At 60.6% G+C, this 20,007-nt stretch carries 13 protein-coding genes; 11 read left to right on the forward strand and 2 right to left on the reverse strand.

All coding sequences use genetic code 11. The features are described from left to right. Together AC1MHZ_RS23025 and AC1MHZ_RS23030 are read left to right on the forward strand one after the other, a co-directional pair. A partial coding sequence (locus AC1MHZ_RS23025; RefSeq protein ID WP_482966995.1) for an immunoglobulin-like domain-containing protein occupies positions 1-3,723 on the forward strand: 3,723 nt, incomplete at its 5' end. A gap of 156 nt (positions 3,724-3,879) precedes the next feature. Continuing rightward, complete coding sequence (locus tag AC1MHZ_RS23030) at positions 3,880-4,221, forward strand: tryptophan synthase subunit beta (RefSeq protein WP_084858793.1); 342 nt, start codon at positions 3,880-3,882, stop codon at positions 4,219-4,221. A gap of 191 nt (positions 4,222-4,412) precedes the next feature. On the opposite strand, the gene lapD is transcribed toward AC1MHZ_RS23030, so the two are convergent. Together lapD and lapG are read right to left on the reverse strand one after the other, a co-directional pair. Then, positions 4,413-6,359, reverse strand: coding sequence for a cyclic di-GMP receptor LapD (lapD, locus tag AC1MHZ_RS23035; RefSeq protein WP_482966996.1), 1,947 nt, complete (start codon positions 6,357-6,359; stop codon positions 4,413-4,415). A gap of 10 nt (positions 6,360-6,369) precedes the next feature. Then, the gene (gene lapG / locus AC1MHZ_RS23040) at positions 6,370-7,131 is read right to left on the reverse strand and encodes a cysteine protease LapG (protein WP_172403064.1); all 762 of its coding nucleotides are present in this window, start codon (positions 7,129-7,131) and stop codon (positions 6,370-6,372) included. A gap of 222 nt (positions 7,132-7,353) precedes the next feature. Here lapG and AC1MHZ_RS23045 point away from each other — a divergent pair, with 222 nt between their 5' ends. The 9 genes from AC1MHZ_RS23045 to AC1MHZ_RS23085 all read left to right on the forward strand — a co-directional run bounded on the left by AC1MHZ_RS23045 (position 7,354) and on the right by AC1MHZ_RS23085 (position 19,890). Next, a complete protein-coding gene (locus AC1MHZ_RS23045; protein WP_084858790.1) occupies positions 7,354-8,046 on the forward strand; it encodes a GntR family transcriptional regulator in 693 nt (230 codons plus the stop codon). Positions 8,047-8,773: 727 nt separating this feature from the next. Then, complete coding sequence (locus AC1MHZ_RS23050; protein WP_084858789.1) at positions 8,774-9,550, forward strand: DUF3050 domain-containing protein; 777 nt, start codon at positions 8,774-8,776, stop codon at positions 9,548-9,550. After that, the gene (locus tag AC1MHZ_RS23055; RefSeq protein ID WP_084858788.1) at positions 9,547-10,476 is read left to right on the forward strand and encodes a diiron oxygenase; all 930 of its coding nucleotides are present in this window, start codon (positions 9,547-9,549) and stop codon (positions 10,474-10,476) included. Before AC1MHZ_RS23050 ends, AC1MHZ_RS23055 begins: the two co-directional genes overlap by 4 nt. A 10-nt stretch (positions 10,477-10,486) precedes the next feature. Further along, on the forward strand, positions 10,487-13,918 hold the full coding sequence (locus tag AC1MHZ_RS23060) for an amino acid adenylation domain-containing protein (protein WP_084858787.1): 3,432 nt from the start codon (positions 10,487-10,489) through the stop codon (positions 13,916-13,918). A gap of 30 nt (positions 13,919-13,948) precedes the next feature. Beyond that, on the forward strand, positions 13,949-14,416 hold the full coding sequence (locus AC1MHZ_RS23065) for an SRPBCC family protein (RefSeq protein ID WP_084858786.1): 468 nt from the start codon (positions 13,949-13,951) through the stop codon (positions 14,414-14,416). A gap of 144 nt (positions 14,417-14,560) precedes the next feature. Then, positions 14,561-15,061, forward strand: coding sequence for a sigma-70 family RNA polymerase sigma factor (locus AC1MHZ_RS23070; protein ID WP_084858785.1), 501 nt, complete (start codon positions 14,561-14,563; stop codon positions 15,059-15,061). A gap of 4 nt (positions 15,062-15,065) precedes the next feature. Further along, a complete protein-coding gene (locus tag AC1MHZ_RS23075; RefSeq protein WP_324816347.1) occupies positions 15,066-16,034 on the forward strand; it encodes a FecR family protein in 969 nt (322 codons plus the stop codon). A 220-nt stretch (positions 16,035-16,254) separates the two neighbouring features. Continuing rightward, positions 16,255-18,624, forward strand: coding sequence for a TonB-dependent siderophore receptor (locus AC1MHZ_RS23080; protein ID WP_324816359.1), 2,370 nt, complete (start codon positions 16,255-16,257; stop codon positions 18,622-18,624). 81 nt (positions 18,625-18,705) lie between these two features. Continuing rightward, entirely contained in the window at positions 18,706-19,890 is a 1,185-nt protein-coding gene (locus AC1MHZ_RS23085; protein WP_465001624.1) for a PepSY-associated TM helix domain-containing protein, read from the forward strand. The last annotated feature ends 117 nt before the right edge of the window (positions 19,891-20,007 follow it).

The following is a 20,007-nucleotide window of genomic DNA, read 5'->3' on the forward strand; positions in this document are numbered from 1 at the left end:
GTATTCAAAGACGCAGGTGAAGTTTCGCTGGGCGTCACCGATGCGACCGTCGCCGGCAAGCAATTCGAGAATCTGCAGCTGGGCAACGACGCCACCGTCAACATCACCGACACGATCAGCGAAGTGAAAGCCACGCTGTCTGTGGATAAATCCACTGTCGCCGAGGGCGGCCAGGTGACCTATACCGTCACCCTGAGCAACGGCCAGAACTTGCCGGTCAACGCCCATGGTGGCCTGGTCTTCACCCTGACCGATGGCACCAAGGTCACCATCCCGGCCGGTAGCGCCAGCGGGTCCCTGACCATCACCACCAAGGACGACCCCTACGTCGGCGGGCAACCGAGCCTGGTGAACAAACTCGTATCGGTCGAGGGCGGCGCCAACTTCGAGAAGTTGAGCCTCGACGGCACCACGCTGACCACTACCGTGACCGATGAGCCAAGCGGCCAGGGTGACCTGACCACCATTGGCATCAGTGGTGACAGGTCGGTCACCGAAGGCGACATTGCCCACTACAACCTGACCTTGAGCAACCCCACCAAGAGCGAAGTCACGGTTACCCTGTCCTACAGCGGTACCGCCACCGATGGCGAGGACTTCCAGGGTATCGTCACGGTGAAGGTCCCGGCCAACAGCACGGGGACCAGCTTCGACATCCGGACCATCGATGACCGCTTCGCCGAAGGTGCCGAGCACTTCGTGGTGAAGATCGACAAGGTCAGCGGCGGCGGTTTCGAAAACCTGCAAGTCGATGCGAACCATGCCAGCGTCACCACCACCATCATCGACAACGACCATGTGCCGGTGTCCACTGGCGGCGCCGTCACCGGTGTGGAAGACCTCGGCTATACCTTCGGTTGGAGCGACTTCAATGTCTCAGATGCCGATGGCAATACCGAGCTGGGTGTGACCATCAGCCAACTGCCGGGCCAGGGAAGCCTGAAGTTCTTCGATGGCAGCAACTGGGTCGACGTCAAGGTCAACCAGACCATCAGCCAGCAGGACATCGATGCCGGTCACCTCAAGTTCGTGCCGAAGGCCAACGAGTCGGGTGTCGATGGCTACGGTGGCACGGGTGTCGGCAACCAGCAGGCCGACTACGCGCACATCAAGTACAAACCGAACGATGGCACCAATATCGGTGGCGAAGTCACCCTTAAGGTGGACATCACCCCCGTAGCCGACAAACCGACCCTGGAGATCGGCAGCAACACCATCGACTCCATCGGCCTGACCAAAGAAACCTGGAACAGCCTAAAAGGCCTGGGTACCGGCGGCAATGGCATCACCGGCAAGGCGTTGCAGGATGTGTTCGCCAACTCCGGCCAGGCCAGCAAGTCAGAAACGACCAGCAATGTGCAGTCCGTGAGCGACGTGACGCCTGGCACCGGCACCAAGGTTTCCGGCCTGATCTACCTGGAGGCCGGCCAGACCTATACCTTCAGCGGCACAGCCGATGACAGCATGGTCATCAATATCGGCGGCACCAATGTGGTAGAGGCTACCTGGGGTGCGGGTGGCAAGGTCTCGGGCAGTTTCACACCGCCCAAGAGCGGCTACTACACACTGGAAATGCTTCATGCCAACCAGGCAGGTCCCGGTAGTTACGACGTCAACATCCGAGTCGGCACCGGGCCGGTGACAGACCTCAACAGCGGCGCCGTCCCGATGTTCCCGAACGTGGATGCTCTGGTGAATGCAGGCGTCAGCGTCTCCGAGCTGCATGGCGATGGTGGCAGGGGTTACTACGATGGCTTCAAGCTCAACGAAAGCGCCGAGAACGGCACGGTCAAGCTGGTAGGTATTTCCACCCAACTGATCGATACCGATGGCTCCGAGTCGCTGAACGTCAAGCTGGGCGGCATCCCGCAAGGCTCTGTGCTCAGCGACGGCGCCGGCCACACCGTGACCGTGGGCAAGACCGAGGTCGACGTGACGGGCTGGAACCTCAACGGCCTGACCATCAAGCCACCTGCGTATTACCAGGGCCAGTTCAATGTGAAGGTCACCTCGACGTCCACCGAAAACGTCGGCGGCAGCAAGGCCGTCAGCGAAGGCTCGATCAAGGTCACGGTGTATCCGGATACCTACAACACCAGCAACCTCACGGTGGAAAACGACAGCGTTACCGGCACCACCGGGAATGATATCGTGGTTGCCGACGTCAATGGCCTGCATGTGGTACCGGGCCAGGACTACAACCTGGCGTTCATCGTCGATACCTCCGGCAGCATGGGCTCATCTGGCGTGACCGCAGCACGCAATTCGCTGAAGTCGGTTTTCGAGACGCTGGCCAACAGCGTCAAGGGTGCGCAGTCCGGAACCGTGAACATTCTGCTGGTGGACTTTTCCAACCAGGTCAATACCACCGTGTCGATCAACCTGGCCGACAAGAACGCCCTGGCCACCCTCAACACCGCATTGAACAAACTGACCGCAGGCGGCAACACGAACTACGAAGATGCGTTCAAGACCACCGCAAACTGGTTCCACGAGTTGATGGCAGCAGGCAGCACCGGCAGTCGTCAGACATTCTTCATCACCGATGGCAAGCCCAACTACTACCAAAGTGGTGAGCGCACCAATCCAACCTTCGGTTACTCAGGCTACAAATTGGATGAGGTACTGGACGGCTACAAGATTGGCACCGTCGTGGACCGGGAAATGCTTGGCAACAATACCCGTTACAGCATCGACAAGAACGGGTACCTGACCGTTGAATACAAAAGCGATGGCTGGTGGTGGACCGATTCCAATGCCACAGGACAATTGCATGCCCAAGGCGACGGAACCTACGAGCTTTCTGAAGTCACCGCGGGCCGCTGGCAATCAACCGTAGATCAGAATTCCCAGCAAGGCTTCGAGAAGCTGTCAGAGGTATCCACTGTCGAAGCCATTGGCCTGAACAAAGGCGTCAATGCCAACGACCTGAAGCCCTACGACAGCGACGGCAAACCGCAGACCAACATCGACCCGAGCAAGCTGGCCGAAGCCATCCTGGGCCACACCGAAGCGGCCGCGCCAGGCAATGACACTGTCAACGGCGGCGAGGGTCACGACATCATCTTCGGCGACCTGATCAGCTTCGATGCAATCCCGGGTAACGGCGTCGAGGCCATGCAGGCCTATGTAGCCGGCAAGCTAGGGACCACTGCCGACCAGGTCGACGGCCGTGTGCTGCACAAATACATCACCGAGCATGTCAGCGAATTCGACATATCGGGCAGCAACGATGGCAGCGACACCTTGCTCGGCGGCGACGGCAACGACATCCTCTTCGGCCAGGGTGGCAGCGACTTCCTGAACGGTGGCAAAGGCAATGACATCCTGCTGGGAGGTACCGGCAATGACACGCTGATCGGCGGGCAAGGCAACGATGTACTGGTCGGCGGCGGCGGTGCCGATATCTTCATGTGGAAGGCCGGCGACACCGGCCACGATGTCATCAAGGACTTCAACAGGGACCAGGGCGATCGCCTCGACCTGCGCGACCTGTTACAGGGCGAGAAGGCCAGCACCATCGATGACTACTTGAAGATCACCACAGTCGGCGGCGATTCGACCCTGCAGATCAGCAGCCAGGGCAAGCTCAACGAGGCTGGCGGCCTGGCCAACGCCGACGTGACCATCAAGCTCGAGGGCGTCAACTGGTCGAACACCACGATCAACTCGTTGATCAGCGGTGGCGATCCGACTATCAAGATCGACAATTCCAACAGCTGAGCCCACCCGATGCGGCGGCCCTCGTGGCCGCCAGCGAGGCCTGGGCTTCCCGGCCAATGCCTGACGGCGCATACTCGTGCGCCGAAGGCACACCGGGTTAACTTTGCCTATGCTGCTGCCTACCAAGATGGAATCAATGTGACGAGGGTCGACGCCATGTTCTACGTGCAACGCGACGCCGCGGGCCAGCTGCAGCGAGTAGAAGCCGCGCCCTACGCCGAGTACACCGAAATACTCCCGGCCGACCATGCCGAAATCCAGGAATGGTTCGCCGACGATGTGGTGGAAAACAGCCTGCGTCAGCTCAAGCAGAGCGACCTGGACATGATCCGCGTATTGGAAGACTTGATCGAAGTGTTGACCACCAAGGGCGTTATCAGCATCACCGACCTGCCCGCTGGCGCCCAGGCCAAGCTGCTCAATCGCTCTTCGGCGCGCAAGGCGTTGGGCAGCTTGAACAACCTGATCGAGGAAGACGAGGAAGGTGGATTGATCTGAATCCAGCACGTTGGGCTGACCGACAGGAGCGGGCTTGTCCCGCGAGTGGCCGGCCCTGCCATCACCGCCGCATGGCAAGGGAATCGCGGGGCAAGCCCGCTCCTACAGAGACTGAACGGTACACGGCCCTATAGGGGCCGGTTTACCTGCGAACACCGGCCAAGCCGGTGTCATCTATCACGTAGCATTTTTCAACGCCAGGGCGCCGGCTCGCCAATCAGTTGCCCCTGGACCCCTTGCACCCCCATCTCGCGCAACACCTGCAATTCGCCTTCTGTTTCGACACGCTCGGCAATCAGCGGCAGGTCGATGCTGTGCGCCGCCCGCTGCACAGCTTCGATGAACAAACGCTTGTGCTGTTCCTGGTCGATGTTACGGATGTAGCTGCCATCGATCTTCAGGTAGGCCAGGCCCAAATGGGCCAGGTTGCCAATCATGCTGAAGCGACCGCCAAAGCGTTGCAGTGCCAGGCCGAACCCCAGGGCATGCAGACGGCGCGTCAGTTGTTCGAGCACCTGCTGCTCAGGCAATTGCTCCTCGCCGATCTCCAGCGTAAGGCGCGAGCCAAGCCCGGCATGCTGGCTCAGCAATGCGTGGATGCGCTGCAGCGCATCGGCATCGGCCAAGGTCGCTGCAGACAGGTTCACCGCCAAGGCATCGCCATGGGTTTTCAGGTGCGCCAGCACTTTTTCCAGCACCAGCACATCCAGCCGTGGCATCCAGCCGAAGCGCTCCAGCCAGGGCAGGAAGCGCCCTGCCGCCACTGCCTCGGCCGGAGCATCGTGCAGGCGAGAAATGACCTTGTAGTGCAGCACCCGCTCCGGCCTAAGGCTGTCGACCACCGGCTGGAAGAACAATTCGAATTGCCCCTTGGCCAGCGCCTGGTCCAACCGTTCATGCCAGGCATGATGGCTATCGGCAGCCTGAGCCGCGACCCCTTGCGCCAGGCATACCCAACCAGGCTCAGGCTGGCTCTCGGCACGGGCCAGGGCTTCGTCGGCCAGCTTCAACAGTGCATGGGGCGCATCCCCTGGGCTATAAGGCGCAAGGCCTATGCAGGCCACCGGGTCGACATCGCTGGCGCCAGTCTGGTGCAGGCTTTGCAGGGTGGCCTCCAGAGCCTGGGCCAGCTGTATGGCCTCCTCATGGACCATGCCCGGCGCCAGCACAGCGAACTCGCCCCCACGGCTGCGGGTGATCAGGTTATTGGTTTCGGGGTAGTTGGCGCAGGTTCGCCGTAACTGCTCACCCACCGCTTGCAGCAACTGATCGGTACGCTGGCCGCCCAGGCGAGCATTCAGGCCAGCCAGGTCCTGCACCCGCAATAGCAGCAGGTAGCCTGCACGCGCGTCCTCCAGGTTGCTGACACGGGCGTTGAGCTGCATCTCGAAATAACGACGGTTGGCCAGACCCGTCAGGCTGTCCTGGTACGACTCCGCGCGCAGCCTCTCGCTACGCTCGGCCTGTTCGTTGAACAACGCCTTGAGCTTCTCGACCATCTGGTTCATGGCCTGCACCACCCGGCGCAGTTCTGGCGTGCGTGGCAGCTCCGGCAGGCTGAGGAACTCGCGCCGGGCAATAGCGTGGGACTGGGCAACCATATAGTCCAGCGGACGCAACTGGCGCCGCAGCAGCAAAGCGCCCAGTACAGCGCTCGCCGCACCACACAGCAGCAGCCAGCCGAGACTGCCCAGAGCGCTCTGCCAAAGCTTGGCCAAGGCGAACATCGGGTGACTGACCACTTCGACCCGTGCCGCCTGCTGCCACCCACGGCTGACAATAGCATCGCCACCGGCCGGCTCCAGGCCGATCAGGCGAATGAACCAGGCGGGTACGCCATTGCTGTCTGGTTCGGCATGACGCTCTACCAATACGGCATTGGAGCCCAAATCGACGACCTTGATGCTCGAGTAGTAACCGCTGTCGAAGATCGAGCTGACCATCAGCTCGACCATTGCCGGGTCGTCGATATTGGGGGTCAGCGACAGGGCCAGTGCAGTGGCCGCGTCCTGGGCATGGGAGCGCAACTGGTTGACATACTGGCTGCGCGAGCTTTCGAGGCTGACCATGAAGCTGCCGCTGAAGGCGACCACCAGGAACAGGCAAATGGCAAGCAGCAATTGTTTGAACAGTGACATCTGTGCTCCTTCAGTAGACCGGTTCGGCAGGGAACCCTTCGGCCTGCATTTTCTTCAGCAAATCCTGCCAACGGGACAGGCGCTTGGTATCGCCGACCTTCTTGTTGCCTGCGGCCCCAGTTAGCCACAAGCCTTCACCATTGAAGGCATACACCGGCAACAGGTCGCTACGCTGGCTGGCCGGCTTGATGGCATCCATCAGGCTGTCGAGCACCAACGGCTGGGCCTGTGGGCTTGAATAATAGGTCAGGACCATGTGCGCCCTGTTCTGACGCAGGGCCTTGACGTAGGTAATGCGCAGTTTTTCGCTGGGTATGCCCATGCGCCTGAGGCTGAAGTACTTGGCGATCGCGTAGTCTTCGCAATCACCGGCGCCTTTGATCAGCGACTGGATCGGCGTCGCCCAGTAGTCGACGTCGTGCCACAGGTCGATATCCTCGACATAGCGCAGCTGTTGGTTGAAGAAGCGGTTGACCGCTTGCAGGCGATCCAGCTCGCTGCCCTGCTTCTGGGTGGCCAACAGGTTCTGCCAGGCATCGATACGACCTTGCCCCGCCCCCAACTGGCCATAGAGCGATTGCGCACGGCGGCTGATCTGGGAAAAATCCCAGTCCGCCTGCAAAACGCCCGACAGCAGGCAGCCGAACAGCGCGGCAAGGCCAATGCGCCGCAAAGCTACTATCAGCATAGGGGGTGTTGCCACTGTGCAGACCCGTTCAGCCCCTGGAAAAGCCGTGATGGTGCTGCCTGTGGAAGGAAAAGACAATGGCACATTACAATCACGGTATGTTATCCAGAACCAGATTTCTTCCGTATTCCAGAGAGAAAAGTACTGCTTTCCTCACCCTGGGAGTTCCTTCACGATAGCCTCTTTCCTGCCTCGGCCTAACCCCCTTGGCCAGTGCACGCATCGTCGCGACAGTTTGACAATTGCCCCCTCAACTCACTAGTGTAATTGGATCCAATTTCCAATAGGCATCGAGGCATACATCGCGTGGCCGAAAAAACTCGACTTCTGAAAACCGTTCTAGGTAGTGTGCAGGTACCACCGCACCAGGCCCGTAGCGTCATCGAAGAGCGCCTGCGCAGCGCGATCGTCGATGGTCGCCTGCCGCCTGGCACGGCCTTGCGCCAGCAGGAAATCGCCACGTTGTTCGGCGTAAGCCGCATGCCGGTGCGTGAGGCCCTGCGCCAGTTGGAGGCGCAATCGCTGCTGCAGGTCGTCATGCACAAGGGAGCCGTGGTCGCCCCTCTGATCGGTGAGGATGCCGTCGACACCTATGCGCTGCGTGTACTGCTCGAGTCCGAAGCGCTACGCCAGTCGATCCCACTGCTCGATGCCGATGATATCGCCCAGGCGCGCGGCTATATCCAGCAGTTGGAGAACGAGACTCGTCATGCCGAGATCGGGCGCCTCAACCGCCTGTTGCACATGACCCTCTATAGCAAGGCGCCCAACCAGAAGCTGCTGCGCATGATCGAAATCGAGCTCAACGAAGAGGAACGCTTTTTGCGCTTCCACCTCTCCTCGATGGGCCTGGGCAAGCTTACCCAAGACGATCATATCGCCTTGGTGGACGCCGCCAGCGACAAATCGGTAGATGTAGCCATCAGGGTGCTGGAAGAGCACCTGAACAATGCCTCTCGCACCATCCGAAAGTACCTGAACAGCCAGTCGGCCCACTGAGGTCGACTGCGCAGCTTCAGAACCTCCCTACCCCTCGTGACAATACGCTTGCCCGCTACCCCAATGCGCGCGCGCGAACGCTGATACCCCTCAAAGCCTTCCTCCCATCCCGCCGCACATCGATAGGTTTCCTGGCCCCTCCAAGCCTCGCCGCCCTGTCATCCTTCCTGTCTTTTCGCAATCCTCGCCCACCGGCATGGCAGTGCCCAGCATTTCGGCCCACTCTACACCTCGCAACGATGCTGATCGCCATCGGGCAGGCTGGATCGTTGCCTTCCAATCGTTCATCAGGAGGGGCCAGCGACCGGGGCAGAGTAGACAACAGCCCCCCAAATTTCCAATTCCGAACGCCTTATTTACCAAGTGCTTGGGTGACCCATTCACCTATAACTTCAGAATTTTCTGATACTTATTATCGGAAGGAGCACTTTTTTGCCAAATAAAACTTCGCAAAAAGTTTTATCGGACTCGCTCACCCATAATAAATTGAAAGTTCAAAAAATATAAAAAAATAATTGCAGGCAACTTTGCAATTGTTCTAACTTTTATCCCGTCAGCAGGCCACCACCGCGCCAGCGACCATCGCAACGCATGCCAATGCCTGCGGATTTCAACGCCTATTCATCATCGAATTCTGCCTCGAGGCCTTCGCACGCCCTTAATAAATATGACGCATTAAAAGCCAACAAAACAACCTCATTGGAAAACATTACCGAAGGAATTCACCATGCACGCACTGCACGACACGCTGTCGCTCAAAAAACAGCAACTTTCCAAACACCCCGTCTTTTCCGAAATTACGTCTTTGACGGTATTGCGACGTTTCATGGAAACCCATGTATTTGCAGTATGGGACTTCATGTCATTGACCAAACGCCTGCAACTTGAGCTCACCTGCGTCAGCCTGCCCTGGTTGCCACCGGTGGACCCGGCAGCAGCCCGCCTTATCAACGAGATCGTCCTGGGCGAGGAATCCGATGATCGTGTCGATCATGGCTACTACAGCCATTTCGAACTGTATCTGGATGCCATGCGGGAAGTAGGCGCGAACACTACAGCCATCGAGCAATTCGTTGCACTTCAACAGCAAGGCATTCACTACCTGGACGCCCTGCAGCGCTGTGGTGCCCCGGATGCCGCCCAGCGTTTCGTTCGCCAGACCCTGAGCGTTGCACTCGACGCCCCTCGTCATCATGTGGCTGCTGCATTCCTGCATGGTCGCGAAAGCGTCATCCCGGCGATGTTCCAGCAGATTCTCGATCAATGGGATATCGGTAGCGAACAGGCCCCGACCTTCCGCTACTACCTGCAACGCCATATTGAAGTCGACTCGCAAGACCATGGCCCCGCGGCGGAACGGCTGCTGGCCCGGCTGGTCGAGGGCGACCCGCTGCGTCTGGCAGAGGTGTACCAGGCCGCCATTACTGCCGTGGACAATCGGATGGCTCTGTGGGACCGGGTGCGAACCCAGCTTCACGCCGCACTCGGCGAGGTGGCCCAATGAGCGCACCCAAGTACAGTTCGTTCGCCGATGTGTGGGAAGCACGCGCAACCATCCGCACCCGGCCACGCCGGCTGTTGGAGAACGACCAGCGCCTGATCTATCCACTCTGCCGTCAACCGCTGGTGCTCAGCGCCACCTTCCAGCGCGAATGCCCGCAACTACGCGATTTCGTGTTGGTACAGAGCCTTTACAAGTTCATCAACGACGTCGTGATCTTCGAGACCGAAATCGTCGATAGCACCGCACGGCGCATCGCCAAGGAACGCTTCGCCATACCGTTCCCCTATGCCTGCCGCTACGACGCCATGACCGTTGTCGTGGACGAGGACTACCACGCGCTGGTGGCCATGGACTTCCTCCAGCAGACCATCGCCATGACCGGCATCGAGCCAATCGCCCTGCCTCGACAGATCGAACTCAGCCGGGCCATCCCCGCAGCGCTGGCCGAAGTCCCTGAGCGGTTGCGTGACGCCATGGAGCTCATCTGTGTGGGAATAGCCGAAAACACCTTGACCGACGATGTCGCCGCCTTTTCCCGCGACGATACGGTCAAGCCTTCGATCAAGGGCCTGATGGCCGACCACCTGCTCGATGAAGGGCGCCATTCCAGCTTCTGGACACGCCTGACGCGGATCTACTGGCACACCGCTCCCCAACCCGATCGTGAAGCCATCGCGAACGTCTTGCCTGTGTTCCTTGGCCAATACCTGACCAACGATCTGCAACAAGCATTCGATTTCCAGCTGATCGAGGCCTTGCCGGTGGCACAGGACGTTCGCCAGGCCTTGCGCGAAGAAGTCCGCAGCCTGGCCTATCCGATCAATCACCAGCATCCGCTGCTGGGCAACATCCTGCGCTTCCTGCGCAGCAGCTCGATGCTCGAGTCGCCCTGCGTTCAGGACGCGCTACGTAACTATCTGCCTTGAGGAAGCCGTCATGAGACGCCTCGACATACTCCTGGTGGGCAGCAGCCCCGCCATACGACAACTGACCAGCCTGCTCGAGGAGCACGCCCATCGAACGACGGTGGTGCAAACGCCGGACGATTGGCGTTCCGCCTCGGCCAAGTCCTCGCACCTGGTAGTGGACGATGGCAGCCTTTCACTGCGCGAACTCGATTGGCGCGGGGTAGGAGCCACGCCGTTGCTCAGGCTTCGCGTGGGCGCGAGCTATGCAGGCGTCCTGCCTGCCATCGAGCTCCTGTGCTGGTACGCCGATGGCGATACCCAACGGCTGATCGAGCGCGTAGCACTGCAAACCCCAGCCTCCGGCAACGGTCAGCAGCTACGGCAGGAGACCTTGCTGGCCTTGGAGGACCTGCTGGCCTCGGTGGTGACGCGCTTCGCCCGTGACCCGCAATACTTGGAACACGCCCCGCAGCTCGGCTCGGCCTTGCAAGAGCGTGAACACGGACTGGGCTGGCTGGAGTCATTGACACACCGCCACCCCTTCAACCGAACCCTACGGGCAGACCTGCTGGAGAAAGCGGAAACCTGCCTGATGGACCGGCTCGAGCTGAGCCTGCACTGCTTCGCCGCCCAACCGGCTCTCAATGAGAACGGTACGCGTACTTGCTATCGGCAACTGCACGCCCAGGCCGTCGGTATCCAGCGCGCACTGCTGCCCCTGCTGCCCAGCGCCGACGGACGACCGATGGTGATTGCGGTCTGTATGGCCAAGTCACCTGCACTGTATGCCAGCCTGCTGGCAGTGCTCGGCTGCGCCGCGGTGTACCTGCCGCTGGATCCGGCCACTCCGTCCGAACGTCGCCAACGCATCCTGGACGATGCCGGCGCCTGCGCCCTCCTGCATGATGGGCAGGTTCATGGCGGCGTGCCAGGGTTGGATGTGCGCACACTGGCAGAAGTGACGGAGCGACCACTGCCTTCGCTGCAGGTGCGCCAGCTCGCCCTGGATGCCCCTTGCGTTGCGATCTACACCTCAGGCACCACGGGGCAGCCCAAGGGCGTGCTGCTCAGCCAGCGCAACCTCACCCATTTCACGAGCTGGTATGCCGACCACGTATCGCTCGATGCCAACAGCCGGGTCCTGCAGTTTTCCACCATCGGCTTCGATGCATCGCTGCTCGACATTCTGCCGACCTTCACCCATGGCGCCGAACTGGTGGTACCCAGTGAAGAACAGCGCCGTGATCCGGTACAACTGGTACGGCTTATCCACAGCCAGGAAGTCAGCCATGCCTTCCTGCCTCCCGCGCTGCTGAGCATCCTGCCCGCTGACGAGCACCTTGGCCTGCACCACCTGGTCACCGGTGGAGATGTGTGCGAGCCGCAGGTCATTGCCCGCCTCGCCGGGCAGTGCCGGATGCACAATATCTATGGCCCGACCGAAACCACAGTGCTGGCCACCACCCGCACGTTCATCGCCGGCGACAGCAACCGTAACCTTGGCACACCGATCGCCAACACCCAGGTCCTGATCCTCGATGACGATCTGCGCCCGGTGTGTGAGCGTACCCCGGGCGAGCTGTACATCAGCGGGCCGGGTGTGGGGCTTGGGTACCTGAACAACCCTGCGCTGACCGCAGAACGCTTCGTCGAACTGCGCTTGCCGGATGGGCGCAACCTGCAGACCTACCGGACCGGCGATATCGCCCAGTGGACAGCGCAAGGCATCGAGCTCTGCGGTCGACGCGACAACCAGGTGAAGATCCGCGGTTTCCGGGTCGAACCGGAAGAAATCGAGCACTGCCTGCGCGCCAGCAACCTGTTCGCCCAGGTCGCCGTGGTGATCGACGACCAGCGCCGCATCCTGGCCTTCGTCGCTCAGCCAGCCCACACCGGGGCCGAAGCCGCTCTGCGTGCCCATGCCGAACAGCAATTGCCCGACTACATGCGGCCAGCGTTCTACCAAGTCCTGCAGCACATGCCCTATACCGCCAACGGCAAGGTCGACCGCAAGGCCCTGCATGCACGGCCCTTGGCGCTGCCGGTGCACGAGCGATCGGCACCTGGTACACCGACCGAGCAGCGTTTGTGCACTATTTGGAGCGAGCTGCTGGAGCTGCCTGAAACGCAGATATCCACCCACGACAGCTTCTTCAACCTGGGTGGCCACTCGATCCTGCTGTCACGTCTGCTGCTGGAGGTGCGTCAGCAGTTCGGCCACGGTGTACCGATCAACCGCTTCATCGAACGACCAACGCTGCAACGCTTGGCCGAACTGATCGACCGCCCCGAGGCTCCACAGGAGCGACCGCTCGAGCGCCTGGAACAGGACGCCAATCGAGAACTGGGCCTGCAGGTACTGCCGATGGACTGTCTGGGCGATGTGCACAAAGTCATTGTCACCGGTGCCAACAGCTTCCTCGGTGTACATCTGGTCGAAGCCCTGCTCGCCTGGGGCGCCACCGAAGTGGCTTGCCTGGTGCGCAGCAGCGATGGCCTGTCGGCCAGCGAACGCTTCGCCCAGGCCATCGAGGAGAACGGCCTCTCTCTGGATACAAGCCGCCTGCGGGTGTTCGACGCCGATTTGCGCCAGCCGCGCCTGGGCCTGTGCGAAAGCGACTACGACTACCTGGACAGCCACTATGGCGCGCTGTTGCACAATGCCGCGCAGGTCAACCATGTGTTGGATTACCAGGCCCTGGCTGCAGACAACATCGAGCCTTTGTTCGAATGCCTGCGCCTGTGCGAAGGACGGCGCAAGAAGATCTTCAACTTCGTCTCGACCCTTTCTGCCTGCAGTGCGGTGGATGCTGATGGACGCGTGCTCGAACAAGCACCGGCGGCCACTGCGCCGATCTACATCCGCAACGGCTACAACCTGAGCAAATGGGTCGGTGAGCGCATTCTCCAGCGCGCCCGCGGCCAGGGCGTGTGGGTCAACCTGTTCCGCCCAGGGAACATCACCTTCGACAGCCGCAACGGCATCTGCCAACCCCAGCGCAACCGCCTGATGCTCATGCTCAAGGGCTCGCTGCAACTGGGCCTGGTGCCGGACCTGGCGATCGACTTCGACCTCATGCCAGTGGATTTCCTGGCCCGCTTCATCGGCTTCCATGCCAGCCGCCACCAGGCCAATGCGTGGGTGTTCAACCTGCACAACCCCGAGCCATTGCGCTGGCGTGACTACGTGGCGGCTTTCCAGGAGCAGGGGCACAGGTTCGACCTGGTCTCGGTAGAGCAGTGGCAACGTCAACTGCACCGGGTCGACCGCGACAACGCCCTGTTCGATGTCCTGGGCTTCTACCTCGAAGGGTTCGGCGAAGACATCGGCGATATCAGCGCCATCGAACATACCAACGCCCGTGCCGGCGTGCAGCGCATGGGGGCCTGCTACCCGGCCAAAAGCCCGGCGCTGCTGCGCCTGGGCTACCGCCACCTGAGCGATATCGGTTTCATCTGATCACTTTTATCCACAACAGGAGCAATGCACATGCAAACCCTCAAACCCGATACCCTGATCCGTAACCCCGAAGGCTGCCAGGTTGTGGCCCATGTGGACATCGCAGCCCCCGCCACCAGCGTGTGGAGCATCGTGGGCAATTTCGCAGGGTTCCCGGTATTCATTCCCGCGCTCTCGCACATCGAGATGACCGGTAACGGCCTGCGCTCCATCCGCAAGAAACTGTTCAAGGACGGCAATGTGGTCATCGAGCAGTTGAACGCTCGGGACGAGCAGGCCATGTATATGACCTGGAGCCTGATCTACACCAGCTTGAATATCGGCAACCTGTGGGCGTCGATGCAGGTCGAAGCCCTCGACGATACCCACAGCCGGGCCACCTGGACCATCCAGGCCGAGCCATGGGAAGGTGGAGCCGAGGCGCTGCCGGGGTTCCAGGCGTTCCTTCAGGGCTTCGCCGACGAGGCCATGCACAATGTGAAGAACCTGCTGAGCTAAGCGTGCCTCCGCCGGCCGTTGGCCGGCGGAGCCCTTTTGTGATGGATGGCGCGACGATAGCACCCGCGGGCTGTTGCAAAAAAACGCCATCCCGCCAACAATGAGACTAATTATCATTCATACCCATCATCGCAGTGCGCTTCCATGCCTTCCAGAGACTCTGTGCACACGCTCTACGACCACCACCATGGTTGGCTGTATACCTGGCTGCGCAGCAAGCTCGGCAATGCTGCCGACGCGGCGGACCTGGCCCAGGACACCTTCGTTCGGCTACTGCAACGCGAGCAGCTGGAGCTCAATGCGCCCCGTGCCTTCCTACGGACCGTTGCACGGGGCCTGGTGATCGACCATTGGCGTCGCGAGGAGTTGGAGCGCGCCTACCTCGAAGCGCTCGCCCATGCGCCGCAGGCCGAGGTACCCTGTGCCGAAACCCGCGAACTCATGCTGGAATTGCTCGAGCGCATCGCACACATGCTCGAAGGTCTCAAGCCCAAGGTGCGTCGCGCCTTCCTCCTGGCTCAATGCGATGGGCTGAGCCACAAAGCCATTGCCGAACAGATGGGTATCTCCCTGCGCTCCGTCGAACGCTACGTAGCGGATGCGCTCTATCATTGCTATCTGCTGCGCTATGAAGACGAGCCCTGAAACGATGGGCATCAACAGCCCCTCGCCCAAGGTGGTCAAGCAGGCGATCCACTGGATGCTGCGCCTGCGTGAAAGCGGCCAGAACCCCAGCCTGCTGATGCAGTGCGAGCAATGGCGCAAAGCGCATCATGATCACGAGCTAGCCTGGCAGCGGGTCACCAGCCTGCATCAGGAACTCAACCTTCGCACCATCCCTGGCGCCAGCGTCGCCCTGCAAACCCTGGAGACCAGCCAACGCCGCCTGCACCGACGCCAGGCCCTGACGCTGTTGAGCGGTGTCGCCCTGGCAGGCTCGGCTGCCTGGCTGGCCAAGGACCTGCAACTGCTGAGCAACTGGACATCGGACTTCGCGACCAGTACCGGCGAACGCCGCACATTCACGCTACCAGATGGCTCGCAGTTGCAGCTCAACACCCGCAGCACCGCTGACCTGGCCTTCGATGAGCACAAGCGGCTCGTGCGCCTCAGGCAGGGCGAGCTGATGCTCACCTGCAACACCCAGCAGGCCCATGGACGCCCGCTGTTGGTGGAAAGCCACGATGCACTGCTCGAAGGCTTCGACGGCCGTTTCGTGGTGCGCCAGGACGCTGATTGCACCCGTGTCAGCGTCAGTACAGGCAAGGTGGCCGTGCATCACGCGGCGGGCGGTCCGTTGTCGTGGCTCACCAGCGGGCAGACTTGGCGTCTCGACCATCAGGGCGTCCGGCTGATCGAACACCCCACGATGGACGCCAGCGCCTGGGCCGAAGGGCTGATCGTCACCCGTAATATGCGCCTGGCCGACTTTCTCGCAGAAGTCGCCCGGTATCGTCATGGTTATCTCGGCTGCAGCGATGACGTTGCCGACCTACGCCTTTCCGGTGTGTTCCGCCTGGAAGACACCGACAAGCTCCTTGTGCTGTTGCCACAGACGCTGCCAATTACACTTCGCCTGCGCACACGCTGGTGGGTCCGGGTAGAACGGCTGGCTTGATTTCTTATATTTCTCTAACACTTTCTGGCGGGTTTTTCCTTCAGGTCCGGCTAGGACTGTAAGCAACGCCTTCAGCCCTAGTCGATTTTCACGGACCCTACCCATGCCAGACGCCCAGCGCTCGCTGAACCCCATCAATACGAATGAGTTTCGACCTGTCTTGGATTCAATATTGCTCGGCAAGGCGATACGCGCCGCCCTGCTCGGCACGACCCTCGGCATGGCCAGCATTGCACCGCTGGCCATGGCTGCCGAGCCGGCAAGCGTCAGCCAGCCCTATGCGATTCCTGCAGGGAGCCTGGATACTGTACTCAACCAATTCGCGCGCCAAGCTGGCATCACCCTTTCCAGCACCCCACAACTGACTGGCGAGCTGCAATCCCCGGGGTTGCAAGGGCACTATTCCGCGGACCAGGCTCTACGCCAACTGCTCAATGGCACCGGCCTGGAAGCGGTCAGCCAGGATGGTCGCAGCTATGTGTTGCGCGCCCAGCCCGAAGATGCGGCGCTTGCCCTGCCAAGCACCGACGTGCGCGCCTTCACCCTCGGCAATGCCCTGGGCAGCATGGAAGGCTATAACGCTACACACAGTCAGGTGGCGACCAAAACCAGCATGCCGATACTGGAAACCACCCAGTCGGTGTCGGTGGTCACTCGCCAACAGATGGACGACCAGGGTTCACAGACCGTCGCCCAGGCCATGCGCTACACACCGGGTGTGCTGACCAATCCCTATGGCGCGACCCACCGCTACGACTATGTCGCCATGCGCGGCTTCAACGATGGCTCCGTGGACAACATTTATGTCGATGGCCTGAAGTCCATGGGCGACAACGGCACCTACAGCACCATGCAGGTAGACCCGTATTTCCTCGAACGTATCGATATCCTCAAGGGTCCCTCCTCCGTACTGTACGGCCGCAGCTCACCCGGTGGCCTGGTCGCGTTGACCACCAAGAAGCCGCTGTTCGATGCGTATCACCAAATCCAGGGCACCGTGGGCACCCAAGGGCAGCGCGGCATGGGGTTCGACTTCAGCGGGCCCCTGGATGACGACAAACGCATCGCCTACCGCCTGACCGGCCTTGCCGATGCCTCCGACACGCAGTTCGACCACAACAAGGAAGAGCGTTATGCCATCGCCCCTGCGGTGAGCATCGATTTCAGCGAAGATACCTCGCTGACCTTGCAGGCTTACCTGCAACACGACCCCAATGGCGGCTACCACGGCGGTAACCCGGCCGATGGCATGCTCCACCCGCGTAATGGGCTGCGTCTTTCCGACCATTTCTTCGAAGGTGAGCCCGGGATCGACAACTACGAACGCACCCAGCAGTCATTCAGCTATCAATTCGAGCATCGCTTCAACGATGTCTTCACGGCGCGTCAGAACTTCCGCTACCAGGATTCGGATGTTTCGATGGATCAGGTCTATTCGGCCGGCTGGGCCGATGCCACCAGTAATATCCTCAACCGGGCCTATACCGGCGGTGACGAGCGCCTGCACTCATTCATCATCGACAACATGCTTCAGGCGGAATTCTTCACCGGGGCTGCCAAGCACACCGTGCTACTCGGCGCCGACTACCAGCGGCGCAAAGCCGATGTCGCCTGGCGCTATGGCACGGTCGACCCGTTGGACGCCAGCAACCCGCAATACGGCAACGGCAACCTGCAGATTCTGGGTGAGAACAATTACCTGCGACGTCTGCAGCAAACCGGTGTGTACCTGCAGGACTTGGTCGAGCTGGATCAGTGGCGCTTTTCCCTTGGCCTGCGCCAGGACTGGGTGAAGGTGTCCGAGGAAAATCGCGATACCGACACCAAGGTCAACGACGACCGTTCCAAGTTTACGACCCGTGCCGGCGTGCTCTACCTGTTCGAGAATGGCATTGCGCCCTATGTGAGCTATTCCGAGTCGTTCAACCCCAACACCGTTTCCGACCAGGACGGCCGCCCGCTGGCGCCTACCGAAGGCACGCAATGGGAGGCCGGTATCAAGTACCAGCCACCGGGTACCGATAACCTGTTCACGGCCTCGGTGTTCCGCATCGAACAGGAAAACCTGGCCTCCAAGCAACCGGACGAAGAGTTCTACCGTGCGGTAGGTGAAGTGCGTTCCCAAGGCCTGGAGCTCGAGGCTCATGTGCAGGTCACTGATAACCTCAAGCTGATCGGTGGCTACACCTACACAGACGTCGAGTACACCAAGGCAATGCCCAGCCTGGTGACGCCAGGCGTGGACAACAAGGGCAATGCACCGACCCAGGCGCCTGAACAGATGTACTCGCTCTGGGCTGATTACAACTTCAACCAGGGCTCCCTGGATGGCCTGCGCCTGGGCGGTGGGGTCCGTTATGTGGGGTACAGCTGGGTCGACGCGGAAAACAGCATGAAGGTGCCCTCCTACACCCTGTTCGACGCATCGATCGGTTACGACCTGGGCAAGGTTGGCCTCAAGGGCATGGATGTGCGCCTGAATGCCAACAACCTGACCAACGAGTCCTATGTCGCCTCCTGCGCAAGCCTGAACTACTGCTACATGGGCGAAGAACGCAATGTCAGCGCCACGGTCAGCTATCAGTTCTGACCCTCTTTCCGTGCATGAAGCCAGCACCTGAACCAGGGGCTGGCTTTTTCGTTTCTGGCGTTTTATCGGAGTCCCGTTTCCATGCGTCAACTCTATGTCCTGCTGCACCGCTACCTGGGCTTGGTCACTGCAGTGTTTCTTGCACTGGCCGGCCTGACCGGCAGCGTGCTGGCCTTCCACCATGAAATCGATGAGTGGCTCAACCCAGGTTTCTATGAAGCGTCGGCTGTAGGCACGCTCCAAGAGCCGGGCGTGCTTGTGGATAAGATACAAAGCGAACATCCACGTCTGCAGGTCTGGTACATGGAATATCCACAAGAGCCTGGGCACTCCGCGCTCTTGGCCATGGTGCCGCGCAACGATCCGCAGTCTGGCCAGCCCTATGATGAAAAGAACACGGTCTTCTACCTCGACCCGGTCAGCGGCGAAACCCTCGGTCAGCGCTATTGGGGCGAATGCTGCTTCTCTCGCGAGAACTTCATGCCGTTCATTCTGGAACTGCATTACAGCCTGACCTTACCTGGCAATTGGGGCGTCCTGTTGATGGGAGTGGTGGCCATCCTCTGGGTGCTGGACTGCTTCATTGCCGTGTTGCTCACCCTGCCCCGTGGTCGACCGTTCTGGCGTAAGTGGGCCACGGCCTGGAAGATCAAGGGCGGTCATACCTATCGGTTGAACATGGACGTCCATAGGGCGAGTGGCTTGTGGTTGTGGCTGTTGCTATTACCCATTGCGATCAGCAGCGTGGCGATGAACTTGCCTGCACAAGTGTTCAAGCCAGCGGTATCGCTTTTCTCACCGGTTGAACCGAGCGTCTACGAAGCCCGAGGCGCAATGCCGAAAGAGGCGCTGGGGGTGACCCGGCTGACTTATCAACAAGCGTATCAGCTCGCCCAGAAGGAAGGCGCGCGGTTAGGGCTGACCGCGCCGATAGGCGAGCTCTACTACAGTTTCGAGTACAACTTCTATGGCGCAGGTTTTGGCCAGCACGATACCGATGCGCATGGTAAGTCCTGGTTGTTCTTCCATGGGACTGATGGGCACTTGCTAGGCCAAGAGATCGCGGGCCAGGGGACATTGGGAGAACAGTTCTACCGCTTGCAATTGCCCATCCATGGGGGACGCATCATTGGGGTCACCGGGCAGGTGTTGATTGCGATTCTGGGCGTAGTGATAGCGGTGCTTTCGATCACCGGGGTGTATATCTGGTGGCGCAAGCTGCAGGCCAGGCGTAGCAGCAGGCTGCGCAGGGTCGAGACGCGTTGAACCCGGCCGCTCCTACAGGAGGCGTGAGTCTTTCGGAGAGCGGAAAGACAAAACCCCTACCTGCTCGCGCAGATAGGGGTTTTGCGAAATGAATCTTGACGATGACCTACTCTCACA

It is taken from the genome of Pseudomonas sp. FA-1, assembly GCF_056856075.1.

Coding starts and splice junctions, on each gene's coding strand:
- AC1MHZ_RS23030 (WP_084858793.1), top strand. CDS start 3,880: ATGTTCTACGTGCAACGCGACGCCGCGGGCCAGCTGCAGCGAGTAGAA.
- lapD (WP_482966996.1), bottom strand. CDS start 6,359: ATGTCACTGTTCAAACAATTGCTGCTTGCCATTTGCCTGTTCCTGGTG.
- AC1MHZ_RS23050 (WP_084858789.1), top strand. CDS start 8,774: ATGCACGCACTGCACGACACGCTGTCGCTCAAAAAACAGCAACTTTCC.
- AC1MHZ_RS23055 (WP_084858788.1), top strand. CDS start 9,547: ATGAGCGCACCCAAGTACAGTTCGTTCGCCGATGTGTGGGAAGCACGC.
- AC1MHZ_RS23060 (WP_084858787.1), top strand. CDS start 10,487: ATGAGACGCCTCGACATACTCCTGGTGGGCAGCAGCCCCGCCATACGA.
- AC1MHZ_RS23065 (WP_084858786.1), top strand. CDS start 13,949: ATGCAAACCCTCAAACCCGATACCCTGATCCGTAACCCCGAAGGCTGC.
- AC1MHZ_RS23070 (WP_084858785.1), top strand. CDS start 14,561: ATGCCTTCCAGAGACTCTGTGCACACGCTCTACGACCACCACCATGGT.
- AC1MHZ_RS23075 (WP_324816347.1), top strand. CDS start 15,066: ATGGGCATCAACAGCCCCTCGCCCAAGGTGGTCAAGCAGGCGATCCAC.
- AC1MHZ_RS23080 (WP_324816359.1), top strand. CDS start 16,255: ATGGCCAGCATTGCACCGCTGGCCATGGCTGCCGAGCCGGCAAGCGTC.
- AC1MHZ_RS23085 (WP_465001624.1), top strand. CDS start 18,706: ATGCGTCAACTCTATGTCCTGCTGCACCGCTACCTGGGCTTGGTCACT.